Below are 13,720 nucleotides of genomic sequence, written 5' to 3'. Positions count from 1 at the left end.
CGCGCGTCAGGCGGCCCGCAGTGCGGCGGCGATCTCCTCCTCGATCAGGTCGTGGTTGATCGCCGCGCCCACGCGCAGCCCGTCGGCGGACGAGGCGACGACCTGCGCCATCGGCTCGACCAGCGAGCCCGCGGCGAAGACCCCGGCGACGCCGGTCCGGCCCATCGGATCGACGGCGAGGTGCCGCGCGACTCCCGACGGGTGGTCGGCGAGCTCGAGGCCGAGCCCCTCGGGGAGCCGCCCCTCGACCCGCGGGCCGACGACGAGCGCGTCGAGCTCGTGCCGCCGACCGTCGATCACCACGCCGACCAGGCGGTCGTCCTCGACGAGGACCTTCTCGACGCGACCCGGCACGAGAGCGATCCCGCGGGCGGCCAGCGCCGCCGCCTCGTCGCCGGCGGGCGCGGGTGCGCCGTGGAGCAGGATCGACGTCCGGTCGCTGAGCTGTCGGAACATCTGCGCCTGGTGCCCGGCGAACGAGCTGCCGAGCACGCCGATCCGCCGGCCGCGCACCTCGAAGCCGTGGCAGTAGGGGCAGTGCAGGACGTCCCGTCCCCAGCGGGCGCCGAGCCCGGGGATCTCCGGCAGCAGGTCGCGGACGCCGGTCGCGAGCAGGAGGCGGCGCGCGCGGAGGACCGTGCCGTCGGCGAGGGTCGCGGTCACACCCTCGGGCCCCGCGGACGCGCGGACCGCCTCGCCCTCGACCACCCGTGCTCCGTAGCCCTCGGCCTCGGCGCGCGCCAGGCGCACCAGCTCCGTGGGCGGGACGCCGTCGCGGGTCAGCACGTTGTGGGCACCGGGCGAGGGTGCGTTGCGCGGAGGTCCGCCGTCGACGACGAGGACGTCGCGGAGACTGCGGCCGAGGGCGGTGGCGGCGGCGAGGCCGGCGAAGGAGGCGCCGAGGATCAGGACGTCGGCGGGGGCGGGGACGGACGGGCCGGTGGGGGCGTCGGTGGAGGTCATGGGTCGATGCTCCGCCGCCCCGGGCTGGGCCGCGAGGATCCGTGCCGTTCCGGCATGCGGCGCGACCGCCCGTGCCAGGATGGCGTCGTGCCCGAGACCCCGCCCGCCCCGTCCGACGACGAGATCGTCGCCGCCGTCGGGCCACGGCTCCGGCGCCTGCGCACCCGCCGCGACCGCACGCTCGCGTCCCTCGCGGCCGAGACCGGCATCTCGGCGAGCACCCTCTCGCGCCTCGAGAGCGGAGGCCGTCGCGCGACGCTGGAGCTGCTCCTCCCGATCGCCCGCGCCCTCGGGGCGCCGCTCGACGAGCTCGTCGGCGCCGCGCCGGAGGATCCCCGCGTGCACGGGCGGCCGGTGCGCCGGAACGGCATGCTCATCCAGCCGCTCAGCCGCGACGCGGGCGCGCTCCAGGCGTTCAAGCACACGCTCCCGGCCGGGCCGGTGACGGAGCCGGCGGAGCAGCGCGCGCACGAGGGCTTCGAGTGGCTCTACGTGCTGAGCGGGCGGCTCCGCCTGCGGCTCGGCGAACACGATCTGGCGCTGCCGGCCGGCGAGGCCGCCGAGTTCGACACCCGGGTGCCGCACTGGTTCGGCCGCGCCGACGAGCAGCAGGTCGAGTTCCTCAGCCTCTTCGGCCGCCAGGGCGAGCGGATGCACGTGCGCGCGTCCACGCGCCGCTGAGCGCGGTCACGCCTCGCCGAGCACCTCGCGCGCGAAGCCCTCGGTGCGCGCCCGCAGAGTGGCGATCCGCTGCGCCCGCGCCGCCTCGAGGTCGAAGCCGATGTAGGCCACCGACGGGCGCCGCCGCACGTTCACCGAGCACTCGAAGCGGGAGCAGACGAGCGTGCCGAGCGAGTCCCCCGCCCGCCCGGCCGCTCCGGCCTTCCGCGCCCCGAAGAAGACGACGTCGTTCGGGAGCTGCACGTCGCGGCACCACGAGCACTGCGCCCGCGAGCGCGGCAGGGCGTCGGCCTGGGTGAGCAGGACCCCGACGAGGCGCTCCTCCAGCGGCACGACGACATAGGCGCGGCGGCCCATCCTCCGGTCGCGCCAGCCGAGATGGTCGATGACCGACCAGTCCAGCGCGTCGAAGTCCTTCGGCAGCGCGAGGTCGGCGACCTCCTTGCGGGAGGCGTTGACGAAGGACTCGCGGATCTCGGTCTCGGTCAGTGGCTGCATGGCGCTTCCGAGCCTAGGCCGGGATCAGCCCAGGTGGGCGACGGCCTCCTTCGGAGCCTGGGCGAGGAACTCCTCCTTCTTCACCCGGATCATCGCGACGGCGACGACGGAGGCGACGACCAGCCCGATCGCGGCCGCGACGAAGACCGCGGAGTAGCCGTCGACGAAGGCGACCGGCGACTGCTGCTCGCCCGCGACTCCCGCGTAGAGGGTCGTGAAGATCGACAGCCCGATCGAGCCGCCGATCTGCATGGCGGCGTTCGCGGTCGCTCCGGCGGCACCGGCGTCGTGGGCCGCGACTCCGGTGAGCGCGAGGTTCTGCAGCGGCACGAAGACCATCGCCATGCCGACGCCCAGGAGGATCAGCGCGGGCAGCACCTCGAGGAGGTAGCCGCCGTCGGGGGTGATGCGGCTCAGGTAGAGGAGCCCGGCCGCCGCGATCAGCGGGCCGACGATCATCAGCACGCGCGGGCCGATGCGCGGCAGCAGCTTGGCGGCGACTCCGGCGACGATCATGATCGTCACCGTCATCGGCAGATTGGCCAGGCCCGCCTCGAGCGGCGGCAGGCCCAGGACCAGCTGCAGGTGCAGGGTCAGGTAGAGGGTGGAGCCGATCATCACGCTGCCGACGATCGCCTGGACCAGGAAGGCTCCGCCGCGGACGCGGTCGGCGACGATGCGCAGCGGCAGCGACGGGTGGTCGGAGCGGGCCTGGATCCGCACGAAGAGGGCCAGCAGCAGCACGCCGACGAGGAGGAAGCCGAGGGTGTCGACGCGGAGCCAGCCCTGCTCGGCGAGGGTGAAGCCGTAGACGACGCTCGCGAGCCCGAGCGCGACGGTGATCGTCCCGGCGACGTCGAAGCGGTTGCGCCCCTCCGCGCGGCTCTCGGTGACGAGCAGCTGGCCGGCGATCGCGCCGACCACGACGACGGGGACGTTGACGAGGAGGCACCAGCGCCAGTCGGCGAACTCGGTGAGCAGCCCGCCCAGCACGAGGCCGACGGCGGCGCCCGCTCCGGCGACCGCTCCGAAGACGGCGAAGGCCGTGCCCCGCTCGCGGCCGGAGGGGAAGGAGACGGTGAGGAGGGCCAGAGCGGCCGGGGCGAGCAGCGCGGCGAAGGCGCCCTGCAGCCCGCGGGCGGCGATCAGCTCGGTGCCGGAGGTGGCGAGGCCGCCCCAGGCGGAGGCGGCGCCGAAGCCGATCATCCCGATCAGGTAGGTGCGCTTGCGGCCGGTGTAGTCGGCGATGCGGCCGCCCAGGAGCAGGAGCGCGCCGAACGCGAGGGCGTAGGCGGTGACGACCCACTGGCGCTCGACGTCGGTGAGGCCGAGGTCGGCCTGTGCGGCGGGGAGCGCGATCGTGACGATGGTGCCGTCGAGCACGACGACGAGCTGCGTGAGCGCGAGGATCACGAGCACCCACCAGCGGCGGGCGGAGGAGGGAGCGGACGGGGAGGGCATGGCGGCCTTTCACACGGAGCGGAGCGGGACCGGCGGGTCCGGATCCGAGCCGCGTCGTCGGGGCCGAACCACCCCAACCAGTTGGTTGGGCGAAGAAGAGTGTATCGTTCGAGCGCCCGGAGGTGAACCATGGAGCCGACATCCGATGCGGCGCTGCCCGCGCGCGAGCGGATCCTCCGCGCGGCCTCCGTCGAGTTCGCCGCCCACGGCTTCGCGGGCGCCCGGGTCGACCGTGTGGCCGCGGCGGCGGGTCTGAACAAGGAGCGGCTCTACGCCTACTACGGCGGCAAGCGCGGCCTGTTCGTCGCGACCGTCGTCGAGGCGCTCGGCGCTCTCGACGAGACGCTCCTCGCCGAGGCGGCGGACCTCCCCGACCTCGCGGGCCGCATGTTCGACCATGTGTGGGAGCACCCGGAGTTCCTGCGCCTGCTCACGTGGGCGCGCCTGGAGGGAGCCGGCGTCTGGGAGGAGGCCGGCGAGCAGCTCGGCGGGGTCCCCGCCCCCGAGGCCCGGGTCCTCGAGTGGCAGCGCACCGGCGTCGTCGACGCGAGCTGGTCCGCCGACGACCTCTTCATCGCCCTCCTCGGCCTCTGCGAGATCTGGCACCTCACCCCCTTCGCCTCCCGGGGCGGGGAGGAGACGCGCGACCGCCGCCGCGCCTTCGTCGTGCACGTCGCGCAGCTGGTGGGCGCACCGCGCTGAGGCCGACCCCTCCCCCGGCAACGGAAGCGACGTCGGCATCTCCGATCCGGACGCGGTGGACGGGGCGGCTCATCCCTCCGAGCCGGAACCCGACGGATCGGACTGGAGTGGGAGGTCCCACGGATCCGGCTTCGGGACGACCCCTTCATCACCCGGAAGGACCGCGCCCGCCGCGCGCTGAGCCTCGTCCTCGAGGAGGAGTGATTCGAAATCGCCGGGCGCGCACGGCATCTCCGCCCCGATCATGTACATCTCCTCGACAGCGCCGGTGACGAAGCTCGCCCGCAGCACCGGTCCGCCCTGCCCGTAGACCGTCGGGCGCGGAGTCGAATCGGTCACTCTCACCGTCATCCCCAGCGACTCCCAGTAGTCCGCGACCTTCCGCGCATCCCCCTCGACATCGGTGCCCGCCGGAGCCCACCAGTCGTAGCTGTAGCTCGCACCGCTCACCCGGTCGCCGGGCCCGCACACATCGGGCCTGGCCGCGCCGCTCCGCGGCCACCACCCCTCCACATCGAGCCGCCCCGCGGAGTCCTGCACGAACTCCACCACCCGGTCCCGACCCTCCCGAGGACTCATCGTGCTCACCGGTCTCGTCTCCTTCTCTGTTGCACAAGCGGTCATCGACATCACCAGCAGAGCGGCGACGGTCAGCGCGACGCCCCTCCGCTGAGGAGAGCCTCTACCCGCCATGGGAGGCTCCCACGACCGCCTTCTGGAAGGCGGTCGGTCCGAGCGGCCGGTTCTCGGTCAGCAGGTCGAGTCGCCGGGAGACGGCCCACGCCGCGTTCTGCAGGGACTCGGTGTTCTTGTCGAGATACCCCGCGAGATCGCCGTCGTCGCTCTTCAGTGCAGCGTGATCCGTCACGATCCTCCCGGCGTCGCCTCCGGTCTCCACACCGAAGACGCGCGCGCCGAAGTCCTCGTCTGCGGGATCCGTGTGGTGGTTCCAGCTGAAGGCGCGGCCCATCCACGCGGCCTCGTCGCCGCTCTCGGTCTCGCCGAGGTACTTGTCCCGCGCCTGCCCCGCGAAGACGGATTCCGCGTGCAGGTCGCTCGCCTCGTCGACGCTGTCCGGGAGGCCGGCCGAGCCCAGCGTCACGACGACCCCGAGCTCGACGTCCGAGCGCGAGGCGGCGACGGCCATGACGGTGCTGCCGTAGGAGTGGGCGACGACGTTCGGCTTCGGCAGGTCGTCGCCCCGGACCGCGGAGAGCCCCTGGACAGCCGAGGCGAGTGCGGCGCCGCCGGCGACCGCCTGGTTCGAGGTGAGGACGTCCATGCCGTTCCCGCCGAGCCGCGCCATCGGCGGGGTCTCGTAGCCGATCCAGGAGACGACGGCGCTGCCGGGCGGGAGGAGCGACTGCAGATTCTGCGACGCCTTCGTCCATCGGGTCATGCTCTCCGTCGTCTGTCCCATCCCTGGGACGGCGTAGGTGACGTTCCTGGCGGTGTCGGGATCGCCGATCGAGACGGCGGCGAGCGGAGGCTCGTCGGCGGTCAGGGAGATGAGGAAGCGCGGGTCCTGACCGAGACCGCGCCGGAGCGATGCCCGCACGTCCCTCAGCGCCACCAGCTGCGACTCCACCGCCGCGAGTCGCTCCCCGTCGCCCGCCTTCCCGCGCAGGCCCGCCGCCTCGCTCCTCAGCGCCACGATCCGCGCCCTCAGCGCCCTCTCGTTCGCCCTCACCCGGGCGCGGTAGGGAACACCCTCCAGATTCCCGATCACCCCGGGCAGACCGGCGACCAGCGCCTCCTGCTGCGGCGAGAAGCGCGCGCCGTCCGTGGAGTCGAGGCTCCGCCACCAGTCGTTCACGAGGGTCGGAGCCAGTCGCCCGAGGCGCGCCGCGAGGTCGGGCGACGCCGCCAGGAGTGTCGCGAGATCGTCGGACGAGAGCGCCGCGAGGGAGTCGAGCAGGCTCCGGCCGCCCCGGGGCCGCGCCAGGGTGCCGACGGCGTCGAGGACCGGAACGGAGAGCGCCGCTCCCCCCGCGGCGGTGAAGGCCAGGGAGATCTGCTCGACCCAGGTCGCGTCGGCCGCACCGATCGACAGCAGCTCGCGGAAGCCCCGGAGCACCGAGAAGGACTCGACCGGCGCCCACGAGCAGCGGTTGCCGAAGGCTCCCCAGGCGGCCATCAGATCCTGGAGCCGGGAGCGCATCGCCGCGTCCGCCTGCCGGGTCTGCGAGACGAAGACGTCGAGGCGCTCGGGGTCGGCGGAGGTCGTGCCTCCCGCGGCGGGGCCGCCCGGGGACGTGCGGGGCACCGACCGGGGGGAGAACAGCGCACGGATCGGCGGAGGCACGACCGGCCGATCGGACGGCGGCCGGTCGACGACCTCCTCGACTCCCGCCGCGAGGGCCGCGACCGGATCGAGGCGGCGCTGCTGCTCGCGCTCGTCCGCCCGCCGCTCCCAGGCCGCGTACTCCTCCCGGCGCCGACGCTCCTCCTCGGCCTTCCGTGCCACGAGCCGAACCGTGTCGGCGAGCTCGTGCAGCTCGGCGCTCAGCCGACCGCGGTTCTCCCTGTCGCAGACGCAGACCCGGCGGAACAGCTCGGCGTACGCGCCGCGGAACTCGCCCAGCGCGTACTCGGCAGCGACGGACCTCAGCAGCCCCTGGGAGGCGAGCGCCTCCGCCGCCTCGTCCGAGGCGCGGACCAGCTCCGCCGCTGCTGCGTGGTCGAAAGAGAACAGGGTCATCGCCTCCTGAGTGAGAACATCTCAGGAAATGTAGAACGGCCACGACGCCGTCGGCACCGGGTGGCGCGAGACGGCACGCGGTCAGCGCGCCCGCGCCGCGTCCGGCGGCCCGCACGCAGAAGTGGCGCGGACCCCGTCGGTCCGCGCCACTCGTCCAGATCATGCGGGTCACTCCGCCGCGGTCAGCCGCTCCAGGTATCCCGCGAACGCACGCAGGTCCTCCTCGGGCCAGGCGCTCAGCGCCTCCTGCATCCGCTGCCGCTGACGGCCGCCGAGGTCGCGCATCCGCTCGCATCCGGCCGCGCTGAGCGAGAGGAACCGCGCTCGGCCGTCGGCGGGATCGGAGGTCATCTCGACCAGGCCCAGCTCGGCGAGCTGGCGGGCCTGGCGGCTGATCGCGCTGCGGTCGACCCCGAGCCGCTCCGCCGCGGCGCCGGAGTGGACCGGACCGCAGCGCTCGAGGATCCGCAGCAGCCGCAGTCCGAAGGGCGGCAGCGCCGGGTCGATCGACGCCGCCGCGTCCCGGACGGCGAGGCGCACCTGGACGGCGAGCACGGTGATCTGCTCCTCGACCTCGTGCAGCGCCTCGGCCGAGGGCGCGGCGGCGGGCATCAGGAGCGCTCGATCACGTCGACGGAGCCGGTGGGAGCAGCGTGCCGGGCGTGCCCGACCGGCTCCTCCTGCCGCTCCTCGTCGGCGTGGCGGCCGTGTCCGACGGGAGTGGCCTCGCGACCCTCCCGGGCGTGCGTCGCGTCGTCCGTCCGCCTGGCCTGGCCGACGGGGCGGAGCGCCGCCTGGCCGTCCGAGGCGGCGATGAGGGCGTCCTCCGCGGCCTGCAGCGGAGTGGTCGGCTCCGCCTTGAGCTGCACCGCGTTCTTCGAGCCGAGGCTCACGTTGGGCAGGAGGACGACGGCGATCAGCGTGACCACGGCGAGCGGGATGCTGTAGAGGAACACGTCGCCCACGCCGATCCCGTAGGCGCTCTCGACCACGACGCGCACGGCGTCGGGCAGGGTGGCCGGCTGCGGGATCGTGCCGCTGCCCAGCGCCTGCGCGGCGAGAGCCTGGTCGGCGGGAGCGAGCCCCGCGATGCCGGTCTTGATGCGGTCGGCGATCACGGTGCCGAGCATCGAGCCCAGGACCGAGACTCCGACGGTGCCGCCGAGGCTGCGGAAGAACGTGACCGCGCTGGTCGCGACGCCGAGGTTCTTCACCTCGATCGAGTTCTGCACCACCAGGACGAGGTTCTGCATCAGCATGCCCAGGCCGGCGCCGAGGACGGCCATGTAGATCCCGACGAGGACCAGGTCCGTGTCGTAGCGGAGGGTGCTGAGGAGGGAGGTTCCGATCACGGCGAGCACGCCGCCGCTGATCATGATCGCCTTCCACTTGCCGGTGCGCGAGATGATCCCGCCGAAGATCGTCGAGGCGATCAGCAGGCCGGCCATCATCGGGATGGTGAGCAGGCCCGACTGGGTCGGCGTGGCTCCGCGGGCCAGCTGCATGTACTGCGCGAGGAAGACGGCGACGCCGAACATCGAGACGCCGACCGAGATGCTCGCCACGACGGCGAGGCTGAAGGTGCGGTTCTTGAACATCCCCATCGGGATGATCGGCTCGGCCACGGTGAGCTCGGTGATCACGGCGGCGATCAGCAGCACGACGGCGCCGCCGACCATGACCGCGGTCTCCCACGAGGCCCAGTCGAAGTTCTTGCCGGCGAGGGAGACCCAGATCAGCAGGAGCGAGACGCCGCCCGCGATGAGCACGGCGCCGAGGTAGTCGATCCGCACCTTCCGCTTGGGGTGCGCGGGGAGGCGGAGGGTCATCTGGAGGAGGACGATCGCGACGATCGCGACGGGCATCGCGATGAAGAAGTTCCAGCGCCAGCCGAACGCGTCGGTCACGACGCCGCCCAGGAGCGGGCCGCCGACGGTGCCGATCGCCATCACGCCGCCGAAGAGGCCGGCGTACTTGCCGCGCTCACGGGGGCTGATGATGTCGGCCATGATGATCTGGCTCAGCGCGGCGAGTCCGCCGGCGCCCAGGCCCTGGAACACGCGGAAGACGATCAGCATGTTCGTGTCCTGCGAGAAGCCGGCCAGGGCGGAGCCGATGACGAACAGCCCGAGGGCGAGCTGGATCAGCAGCTTGCGGTTGAACAGGTCGGCGAACTTGCCCCAGAGCGGGGTGGAGACCGTGGTCGCGAGCAGGGTCGCGGTGACGACCCAGGTGTAGGCGTTCTGGTCGCCCTTGAGGTCGGAGATGATCCGGGGCAGCGAGGTCGACACGACCGTGCCCGCGAGGATCGAGACGAACATGCCCAGCAGCAGGCCGCTGAGCGATTCGAGCACCTGGCGGTGCGACATGGCGCCGTCCGGCCCGGCGGGGGCGTGCGGCGCGGTGGTTCCGCGCGATGCGGCGCGGTGTTCGGGGTGTGACATGGGCTCCTCTTCAGCACGGCGGCGGTTCTAGTTGACTGCGATCAACTATTGACCGAGAGCAACTATATAGCCGGGCGTCACGAATCTCCAGTGTCACTCTGCTGCCGTCCAGGCGCCGCTCCGGCCGCGCCTATCCTCGGAGCATGGACAACATCGATCGGAAGATCCTCGATCTGCTGCGCCAGAACTCCCGCGCGGGCTACGGCGACATCGGCGGCGTGGTCGGGCTCTCCGCCTCCGCGGTGAAGCGCCGCGTCGACCGCCTCGTGGCCGACGGCGTGATCCGCGGCTTCACGATCAAGGTCGACCCCGCGGTCGACGGCATGGCCACCGAGGCCTACGTCGAGCTCTTCTGCCGCGGCACCGTCGCTCCGGACGAGCTCCGCCGCATCCTCTCCGCGGTCCCCGAGGTCGTCGACGCGGGCACGGTCACCGGCTCCGCCGACGCGATCGTCCACATCCGCTCGCGCGACATCCCCAGCCTCGAGCTCGCCCTCGAGAAGGTCCGCATCGCGCCCAACGTCGACCACACGCGCTCCGCGATCGTCCTCTCCCGCCTCATCCAGCGCAGCGAGGCTTGACGGATCGCGCCACCTCCTCGACGCGCGTCGCGACCGCCTGGTACCCCATACCTGTATGGTGAATCCAGGAGGGCGAGCATGAGCGACAGGGAACAGGCCGGTACGGCGGCACGACGGAGACGGCGCATCTGGCTGATGCTGCCGGCACTGTTCGTCGGCGTCCTGGCCGGGCACCTCGTCGCGACCGCGGTGGGCGCCGAGGATCCGTGGGACGTCGTGGTCACCGCCGCCGTCGCGGCAGCGGTGGCGTCCGTCGTCCTCGCCCTCGTCGACCGGCGGCGCTGAGCCCTCCCTCCTGGATCGGAATCCGATGGAGGGAACGACGATGGAACGACAGAGGACGAGCACGGCACTGGTCGCGGCGGCGGCCGCTCTGCTGGCGGTGCCGCTGTTCACAGCGCAGGCCGCGCACGCCGAGCCGGCGAGGCAGGAGACGAGCAGCCGGGTGCACCTCGAGGCACGGGGCGGATCGGCGTCGACGGTGACCTTCGACGTCACCGACGACACGCGGATCGTCGAGCTGGCGGGCGGCGGGGTCGGCTTCACGGACGGCGCCGAGACGTCCGACGCACTCCCGGAGAGGATCGACGTCGGACGCGGCCGCACCGTGTCGGGCCACTGGTCGATCGACGACTCCGACACGCTCACCTTCCACTTCGCCCCGGACTCGGCGTCCCGCTCGGCGGCGGGCGGCCTGCACCTGAACAGCGACTGGAGCTCGCCCGAGTGGGGCCACTGCGTCGCCGGGAGCGGCGTCAGCGGTGCCGCGACCGGCGGGGTGATCGGCGCGATCTCCGGTCCCGGCGCGATCGCCTCCGCGACCGGCGGGCTGCTCGCTGGGATCATCGGCGGAGCGATCACCTGCTGAGCGCCGCCTCCTGAACGACCCGGATCAGGCGGGCGCGTCCGCTGCGGTGTGGACGCGCTCGCCGCCGATCCAGGTGCCCAGCACCCGGGTGTCCCCGATCGCGCGGGGGTCGCCGGCGAAGGGGTCCCGGTCCAGCAGGGCGAAGTCCGCCGCGAGTCCCACGGCGATCGAGCCCGACTCGCCGTCCAGGCCGTTCACCCACGCCGAGCCGGCCGTGGAGGCGGAGAGGGCGGTGGCGAGGTCGAGGCGCTGCTCCGGGAGGAACACCTCCTCGCTCCACCCCGGCTCGCGCTCGGACGGCGCCGAGAGCCGGTTCACCGCGACGTGGATCGCGGCGAGCGGGTCGGGCGTCGACACCGGCCAGTCGCTCCCCGCGGCGAGCACCGCGCCCGAGCGGAGCAGGTCGCCGAACGGGTACTGCCACGAGCCGCGCCGCTCACCGAGGAACGGCAGCGTCAGCTCCACCATCTGCGGCTCCAGCGAGGCCCACAGCATCTGCAGGTTGGCCGCGACGTCGAGCGCACGGAAGCGCGGCAGGTCGTCCGGATGCACGACCTGCAGGTGGGCGAGGTGGTGGCGGTTGCCGCGGCGCCCGTTCGCCTCGATCGCCCGCTCGACGGCGTCCAGGCACTCGCGCACGGCGCGATCGCCGATCGCGTGGAAGTGCACCTGGAACCGGGCCGCGTCCAGGAGCGGCACGGCCTCGTTCAGGAGGCGCGGGTCGACCATCGAGAGGCCGTCGCCGTGACCGTGGCCGCCGTGCCCGTCGAGGTAGGGCTCGAGCATCGCCGCCGTGAAGTTCTCGGCGACCCCGTCCTGCATGATCTTGACGGTCGTCGGCGCGAAGCCGTCGGCGGCGAGCGCCGCGCGCCGCTCGACGAGCTCCGGGATCTGCTCGACGCCGCGGCCCCGGTCCCACCACAGCGCACCGCGGACGCGCCCGGTCAGCTCGCCGCTCAGCGCCGCGCGGCGGTACACCGGACCGGGGTCGCCCACATCGCCGTAGGAGCCGATGATCGCGTCCTGCCACGCCGTCACTCCGAATGAGTGCAGGGTCTCCTGCCCGAGGAGCAGCGCCCGGTGGAGCTCGTCCGCGCTCGCGGGCGGGAGGTGGCGGCGGACCGCGTCCATCGCCCCCTCGTGCAGGGTGCCGGAGGGGGTGCCGTCGGCCAGGCGCTCGATGCGGCCGTCGGCGGGGTCCGGCGTCATGCGGTCGATCCCCGCGAGGCGCAGTGCGGCGGAGTTGACCCAGGCGCCGTGCCCGTCGGCGTTGGTGAGGAAGGCGGGCCGGTCAGGGACGACCGTGTCGAGCTCGCGGGCGGTCGGGGTGCCTCCGGGGAAGTCGGGCAGGTTCCAGCCGCCGCCGAGGATCCACTCCGCTCCGCTCTCCCGAGCCGCGTACCCGGCGACCGTCGCCAGGTGCTCGGCGGGCGACCCTCCCGCTCCGAGCCAGCAGCGCAGCAGCGCGGCGCCGCCCCAGACCGGGTGCACGTGGGCGTCCTGGAAGCCGGGGACGAGCATCCGGCCCTCGAGGTCGACCACCTCGGTGCGCGGCCCGATCAGGTCGGAGGCGTCGGCGCCGACCGCGACGATCCGCCCTCCGACGACAGCGACGCCGTGCGCTCGGGAGCGCACGGCGTCGGCGGTGAAGACGGCGCCGCCGGTCAGGACGAGATCGGCGGCGCGCACGGGTTCAGAAGCCCGCGGGAGCGAAGGCCTGCGTCATCTGGGAGAAGAGCGACACCGTCCAGCCGATCGCGATGAGGAACGACACGACCACGACGCCGAGGAAGACCCAGAGCGGGAGGAGTCCGCCGCCGGTCACGCGCTTCACGACCACGCTTCGGCCGATCACGTAGACGTAGGGAGCGGCGAGGAAGGCCCACGCCCAGTGGAACGGACGCTGCAGGCCGGCTCGCTTCAGCTGGCGCCAGTCGAGGAAGGCGAAGACGACCTCCGCCGCGTAGATCAGGAAGCCGACGACCTGGAGCACGCCGAGGCCGACGAGGTAGGCGGTCGACATCCCCATCGACGAGCTCGGCCCGTAGGTCGAGGCCATCGACGAGTCGACGATCGCGCTCGGCGGGAGGAGGAAGATCGACAGCGCCGAGAGCAGCGGCAGGAGGACCACCACCCAGATCCACGGGGTGGACGTGACGATGCTCGTGTCGCGCTGCTGCACGGGTGCTCCGGGAGCCGCGGCGTAGGCCGGGTACTGCGGCTGCTGCTGGCCGTAGGGCTGCTGCGGCTGCTGGCCGTACTGCTGGGGAGCCTGCTGGCCGGAGGGCTGCTGCGGCTGCTGACCGTAGCCCTGCCCGTAGCCCTGCTGCCCGTAGCTCTGCTGCGGGTCGGCGGACGACGGCTGCTGCGGATACCGACCCGAGGCCGACTGCCCGTAGCTCGTCGCCGCTCCGCTCGACGTCTCCCCGTAGGCGGGACGCTCGGCGGGCGGCGCGGGCGGAGTCGGTGCGGTCGGCGGAACGGGAGTCGCGGCGGCCTGCGCCGACCCGCTTTCGGCCGGGGCGGTGGGAGTGGCCGCCGGCGCGTCGCGGAGCGACTCCGTCCAGCCGGTCCCGTCCCACCAGCGCTGACGGGACGAGCCCGCCGGGTCCGGGTACCACCCGGCGCGGGGTCCGGAGGCCTCGCCGCCCGTGCTCGCGCCCTGGTCCGTGCCGGTTCCGTTGTCGTCCGTCATGACGTCCTCCACTCCCCTCCGGGCGTCTGCCCGCGATCTCGGACCACCGTAGCGCCGCGACACGATGCGTGGCCTGAGGGCGGGCTGATCGCGCGCTGTCCGAGCGCTGTCCGCACCGGCAGGCGC

14 protein-coding genes are annotated in these 13,720 nt (G+C 73.4%); 5 read left to right on the top strand and 9 right to left on the bottom strand.

The genetic code is table 11. From position 1 onward, the window contains the following. Window positions 1-6: 6 nt before the first annotated feature. A complete protein-coding gene (locus GTU71_RS15920) occupies window positions 7-963 on the bottom strand; it encodes an NAD(P)/FAD-dependent oxidoreductase (RefSeq protein WP_159940993.1) in 957 nt (318 codons plus the stop codon). An 87-nt stretch (window positions 964-1,050) separates the two neighbouring features. On the opposite strand from GTU71_RS15920, the gene GTU71_RS15915 reads away from it, so the two are divergent. Further along, window positions 1,051-1,644, top strand: coding sequence for an XRE family transcriptional regulator (locus GTU71_RS15915; protein WP_244230589.1), 594 nt, complete (start codon window positions 1,051-1,053; stop codon window positions 1,642-1,644). Window positions 1,645-1,650: 6 nt separating this feature from the next. Here GTU71_RS15915 and GTU71_RS15910 read toward each other — a convergent pair whose 3' ends face one another. After that, window positions 1,651-2,142 carry an FBP domain-containing protein gene (locus GTU71_RS15910; RefSeq protein WP_104222848.1) on the bottom strand — a complete coding sequence of 164 codons (492 nt, stop codon included), beginning with the start codon at window positions 2,140-2,142 and terminating at the stop codon, window positions 1,651-1,653. A 24-nt stretch (window positions 2,143-2,166) separates the two neighbouring features. Next, window positions 2,167-3,603 (bottom strand): MFS transporter, encoded by a 1,437-nt coding sequence (locus GTU71_RS15905; protein ID WP_104222849.1) that lies wholly within the window; start codon window positions 3,601-3,603, stop codon window positions 2,167-2,169. A 129-nt stretch (window positions 3,604-3,732) separates the two neighbouring features. Here GTU71_RS15905 and GTU71_RS15900 point away from each other — a divergent pair, with 129 nt between their 5' ends. Beyond that, on the top strand, window positions 3,733-4,305 hold the full coding sequence (locus GTU71_RS15900; RefSeq protein ID WP_104222850.1) for a TetR family transcriptional regulator: 573 nt from the start codon (window positions 3,733-3,735) through the stop codon (window positions 4,303-4,305). Window positions 4,306-4,374: 69 nt separating this feature from the next. Here the strand turns inward: GTU71_RS15900 and GTU71_RS15895 are convergent, their stop codons facing one another. The 4 genes from GTU71_RS15895 to GTU71_RS15880 all read right to left on the bottom strand — a co-directional run bounded on the left by GTU71_RS15895 (window position 4,375) and on the right by GTU71_RS15880 (window position 9,375). Next, complete coding sequence (locus tag GTU71_RS15895) at window positions 4,375-4,998, bottom strand: hypothetical protein (protein WP_159940989.1); 624 nt, start codon at window positions 4,996-4,998, stop codon at window positions 4,375-4,377. Further along, window positions 4,988-7,006: an alpha/beta hydrolase gene (locus tag GTU71_RS15890; RefSeq protein ID WP_159940987.1), complete on the bottom strand. Its 2,019-nt coding sequence runs from the start codon at window positions 7,004-7,006 to the stop codon at window positions 4,988-4,990. The genes GTU71_RS15895 and GTU71_RS15890 overlap by 11 nt, the downstream gene beginning before the upstream one ends. Window positions 7,007-7,174: 168 nt before the next feature. Continuing rightward, window positions 7,175-7,618 (bottom strand): MarR family winged helix-turn-helix transcriptional regulator, encoded by a 444-nt coding sequence (locus GTU71_RS15885; protein ID WP_104222853.1) that lies wholly within the window; start codon window positions 7,616-7,618, stop codon window positions 7,175-7,177. After that, entirely contained in the window at window positions 7,618-9,375 is a 1,758-nt protein-coding gene (locus GTU71_RS15880; protein ID WP_104273714.1) for an MDR family MFS transporter, read from the bottom strand. Before GTU71_RS15880 ends, GTU71_RS15885 begins: the two co-directional genes overlap by 1 nt. 218 nt (window positions 9,376-9,593) lie before the next feature. Here GTU71_RS15880 and GTU71_RS15875 point away from each other — a divergent pair, with 218 nt between their 5' ends. The 3 genes from GTU71_RS15875 to GTU71_RS15865 all read left to right on the top strand — a co-directional run bounded on the left by GTU71_RS15875 (window position 9,594) and on the right by GTU71_RS15865 (window position 10,899). Then, complete coding sequence (locus GTU71_RS15875; RefSeq protein ID WP_104222855.1) at window positions 9,594-10,031, top strand: Lrp/AsnC family transcriptional regulator; 438 nt, start codon at window positions 9,594-9,596, stop codon at window positions 10,029-10,031. Window positions 10,032-10,109: 78 nt separating this feature from the next. Beyond that, the gene (locus tag GTU71_RS15870; protein WP_146076614.1) at window positions 10,110-10,316 is read left to right on the top strand and encodes a hypothetical protein; all 207 of its coding nucleotides are present in this window, start codon (window positions 10,110-10,112) and stop codon (window positions 10,314-10,316) included. A 40-nt stretch (window positions 10,317-10,356) separates the two neighbouring features. After that, window positions 10,357-10,899, top strand: a complete 543-nt coding sequence (locus GTU71_RS15865) for a hypothetical protein (RefSeq protein ID WP_104233106.1) — start codon at window positions 10,357-10,359, stop codon at window positions 10,897-10,899. 24 nt (window positions 10,900-10,923) lie between these two features. On the opposite strand, the gene GTU71_RS15860 is transcribed toward GTU71_RS15865, so the two are convergent. Then, a complete protein-coding gene (locus tag GTU71_RS15860) occupies window positions 10,924-12,588 on the bottom strand; it encodes an amidohydrolase (protein ID WP_159940985.1) in 1,665 nt (554 codons plus the stop codon). Between the two features lie 4 nt (window positions 12,589-12,592). Continuing rightward, the gene (locus tag GTU71_RS15855) at window positions 12,593-13,594 is read right to left on the bottom strand and encodes a DUF2510 domain-containing protein (RefSeq protein ID WP_159940983.1); all 1,002 of its coding nucleotides are present in this window, start codon (window positions 13,592-13,594) and stop codon (window positions 12,593-12,595) included. Window positions 13,595-13,720 lie beyond the last annotated feature (126 nt).

The sequence above is a fragment of the Rathayibacter sp. VKM Ac-2762 genome (assembly GCF_009866585.1).
In the GTDB taxonomy this organism is placed as follows: domain Bacteria; phylum Actinomycetota; class Actinomycetes; order Actinomycetales; family Microbacteriaceae; genus Rathayibacter.
This window is presented reverse-complemented; position numbering and strand designations above follow the sequence as displayed.

Coding starts and splice junctions, on each gene's coding strand:
- GTU71_RS15920 (WP_159940993.1), bottom strand. CDS start 963: ATGACCTCCACCGACGCCCCCACCGGCCCGTCCGTCCCCGCCCCCGCC.
- GTU71_RS15910 (WP_104222848.1), bottom strand. CDS start 2,142: ATGCAGCCACTGACCGAGACCGAGATCCGCGAGTCCTTCGTCAACGCC.
- GTU71_RS15905 (WP_104222849.1), bottom strand. CDS start 3,603: ATGCCCTCCCCGTCCGCTCCCTCCTCCGCCCGCCGCTGGTGGGTGCTC.
- GTU71_RS15900 (WP_104222850.1), top strand. CDS start 3,733: ATGGAGCCGACATCCGATGCGGCGCTGCCCGCGCGCGAGCGGATCCTC.
- GTU71_RS15895 (WP_159940989.1), bottom strand. CDS start 4,998: ATGGCGGGTAGAGGCTCTCCTCAGCGGAGGGGCGTCGCGCTGACCGTC.
- GTU71_RS15890 (WP_159940987.1), bottom strand. CDS start 7,006: ATGACCCTGTTCTCTTTCGACCACGCAGCAGCGGCGGAGCTGGTCCGC.
- GTU71_RS15885 (WP_104222853.1), bottom strand. CDS start 7,618: ATGCCCGCCGCCGCGCCCTCGGCCGAGGCGCTGCACGAGGTCGAGGAG.
- GTU71_RS15880 (WP_104273714.1), bottom strand. CDS start 9,375: ATGTCGCACCGCCAGGTGCTCGAATCGCTCAGCGGCCTGCTGCTGGGC.
- GTU71_RS15875 (WP_104222855.1), top strand. CDS start 9,594: ATGGACAACATCGATCGGAAGATCCTCGATCTGCTGCGCCAGAACTCC.
- GTU71_RS15870 (WP_146076614.1), top strand. CDS start 10,110: ATGAGCGACAGGGAACAGGCCGGTACGGCGGCACGACGGAGACGGCGC.
- GTU71_RS15865 (WP_104233106.1), top strand. CDS start 10,357: ATGGAACGACAGAGGACGAGCACGGCACTGGTCGCGGCGGCGGCCGCT.
- GTU71_RS15855 (WP_159940983.1), bottom strand. CDS start 13,594: ATGACGGACGACAACGGAACCGGCACGGACCAGGGCGCGAGCACGGGC.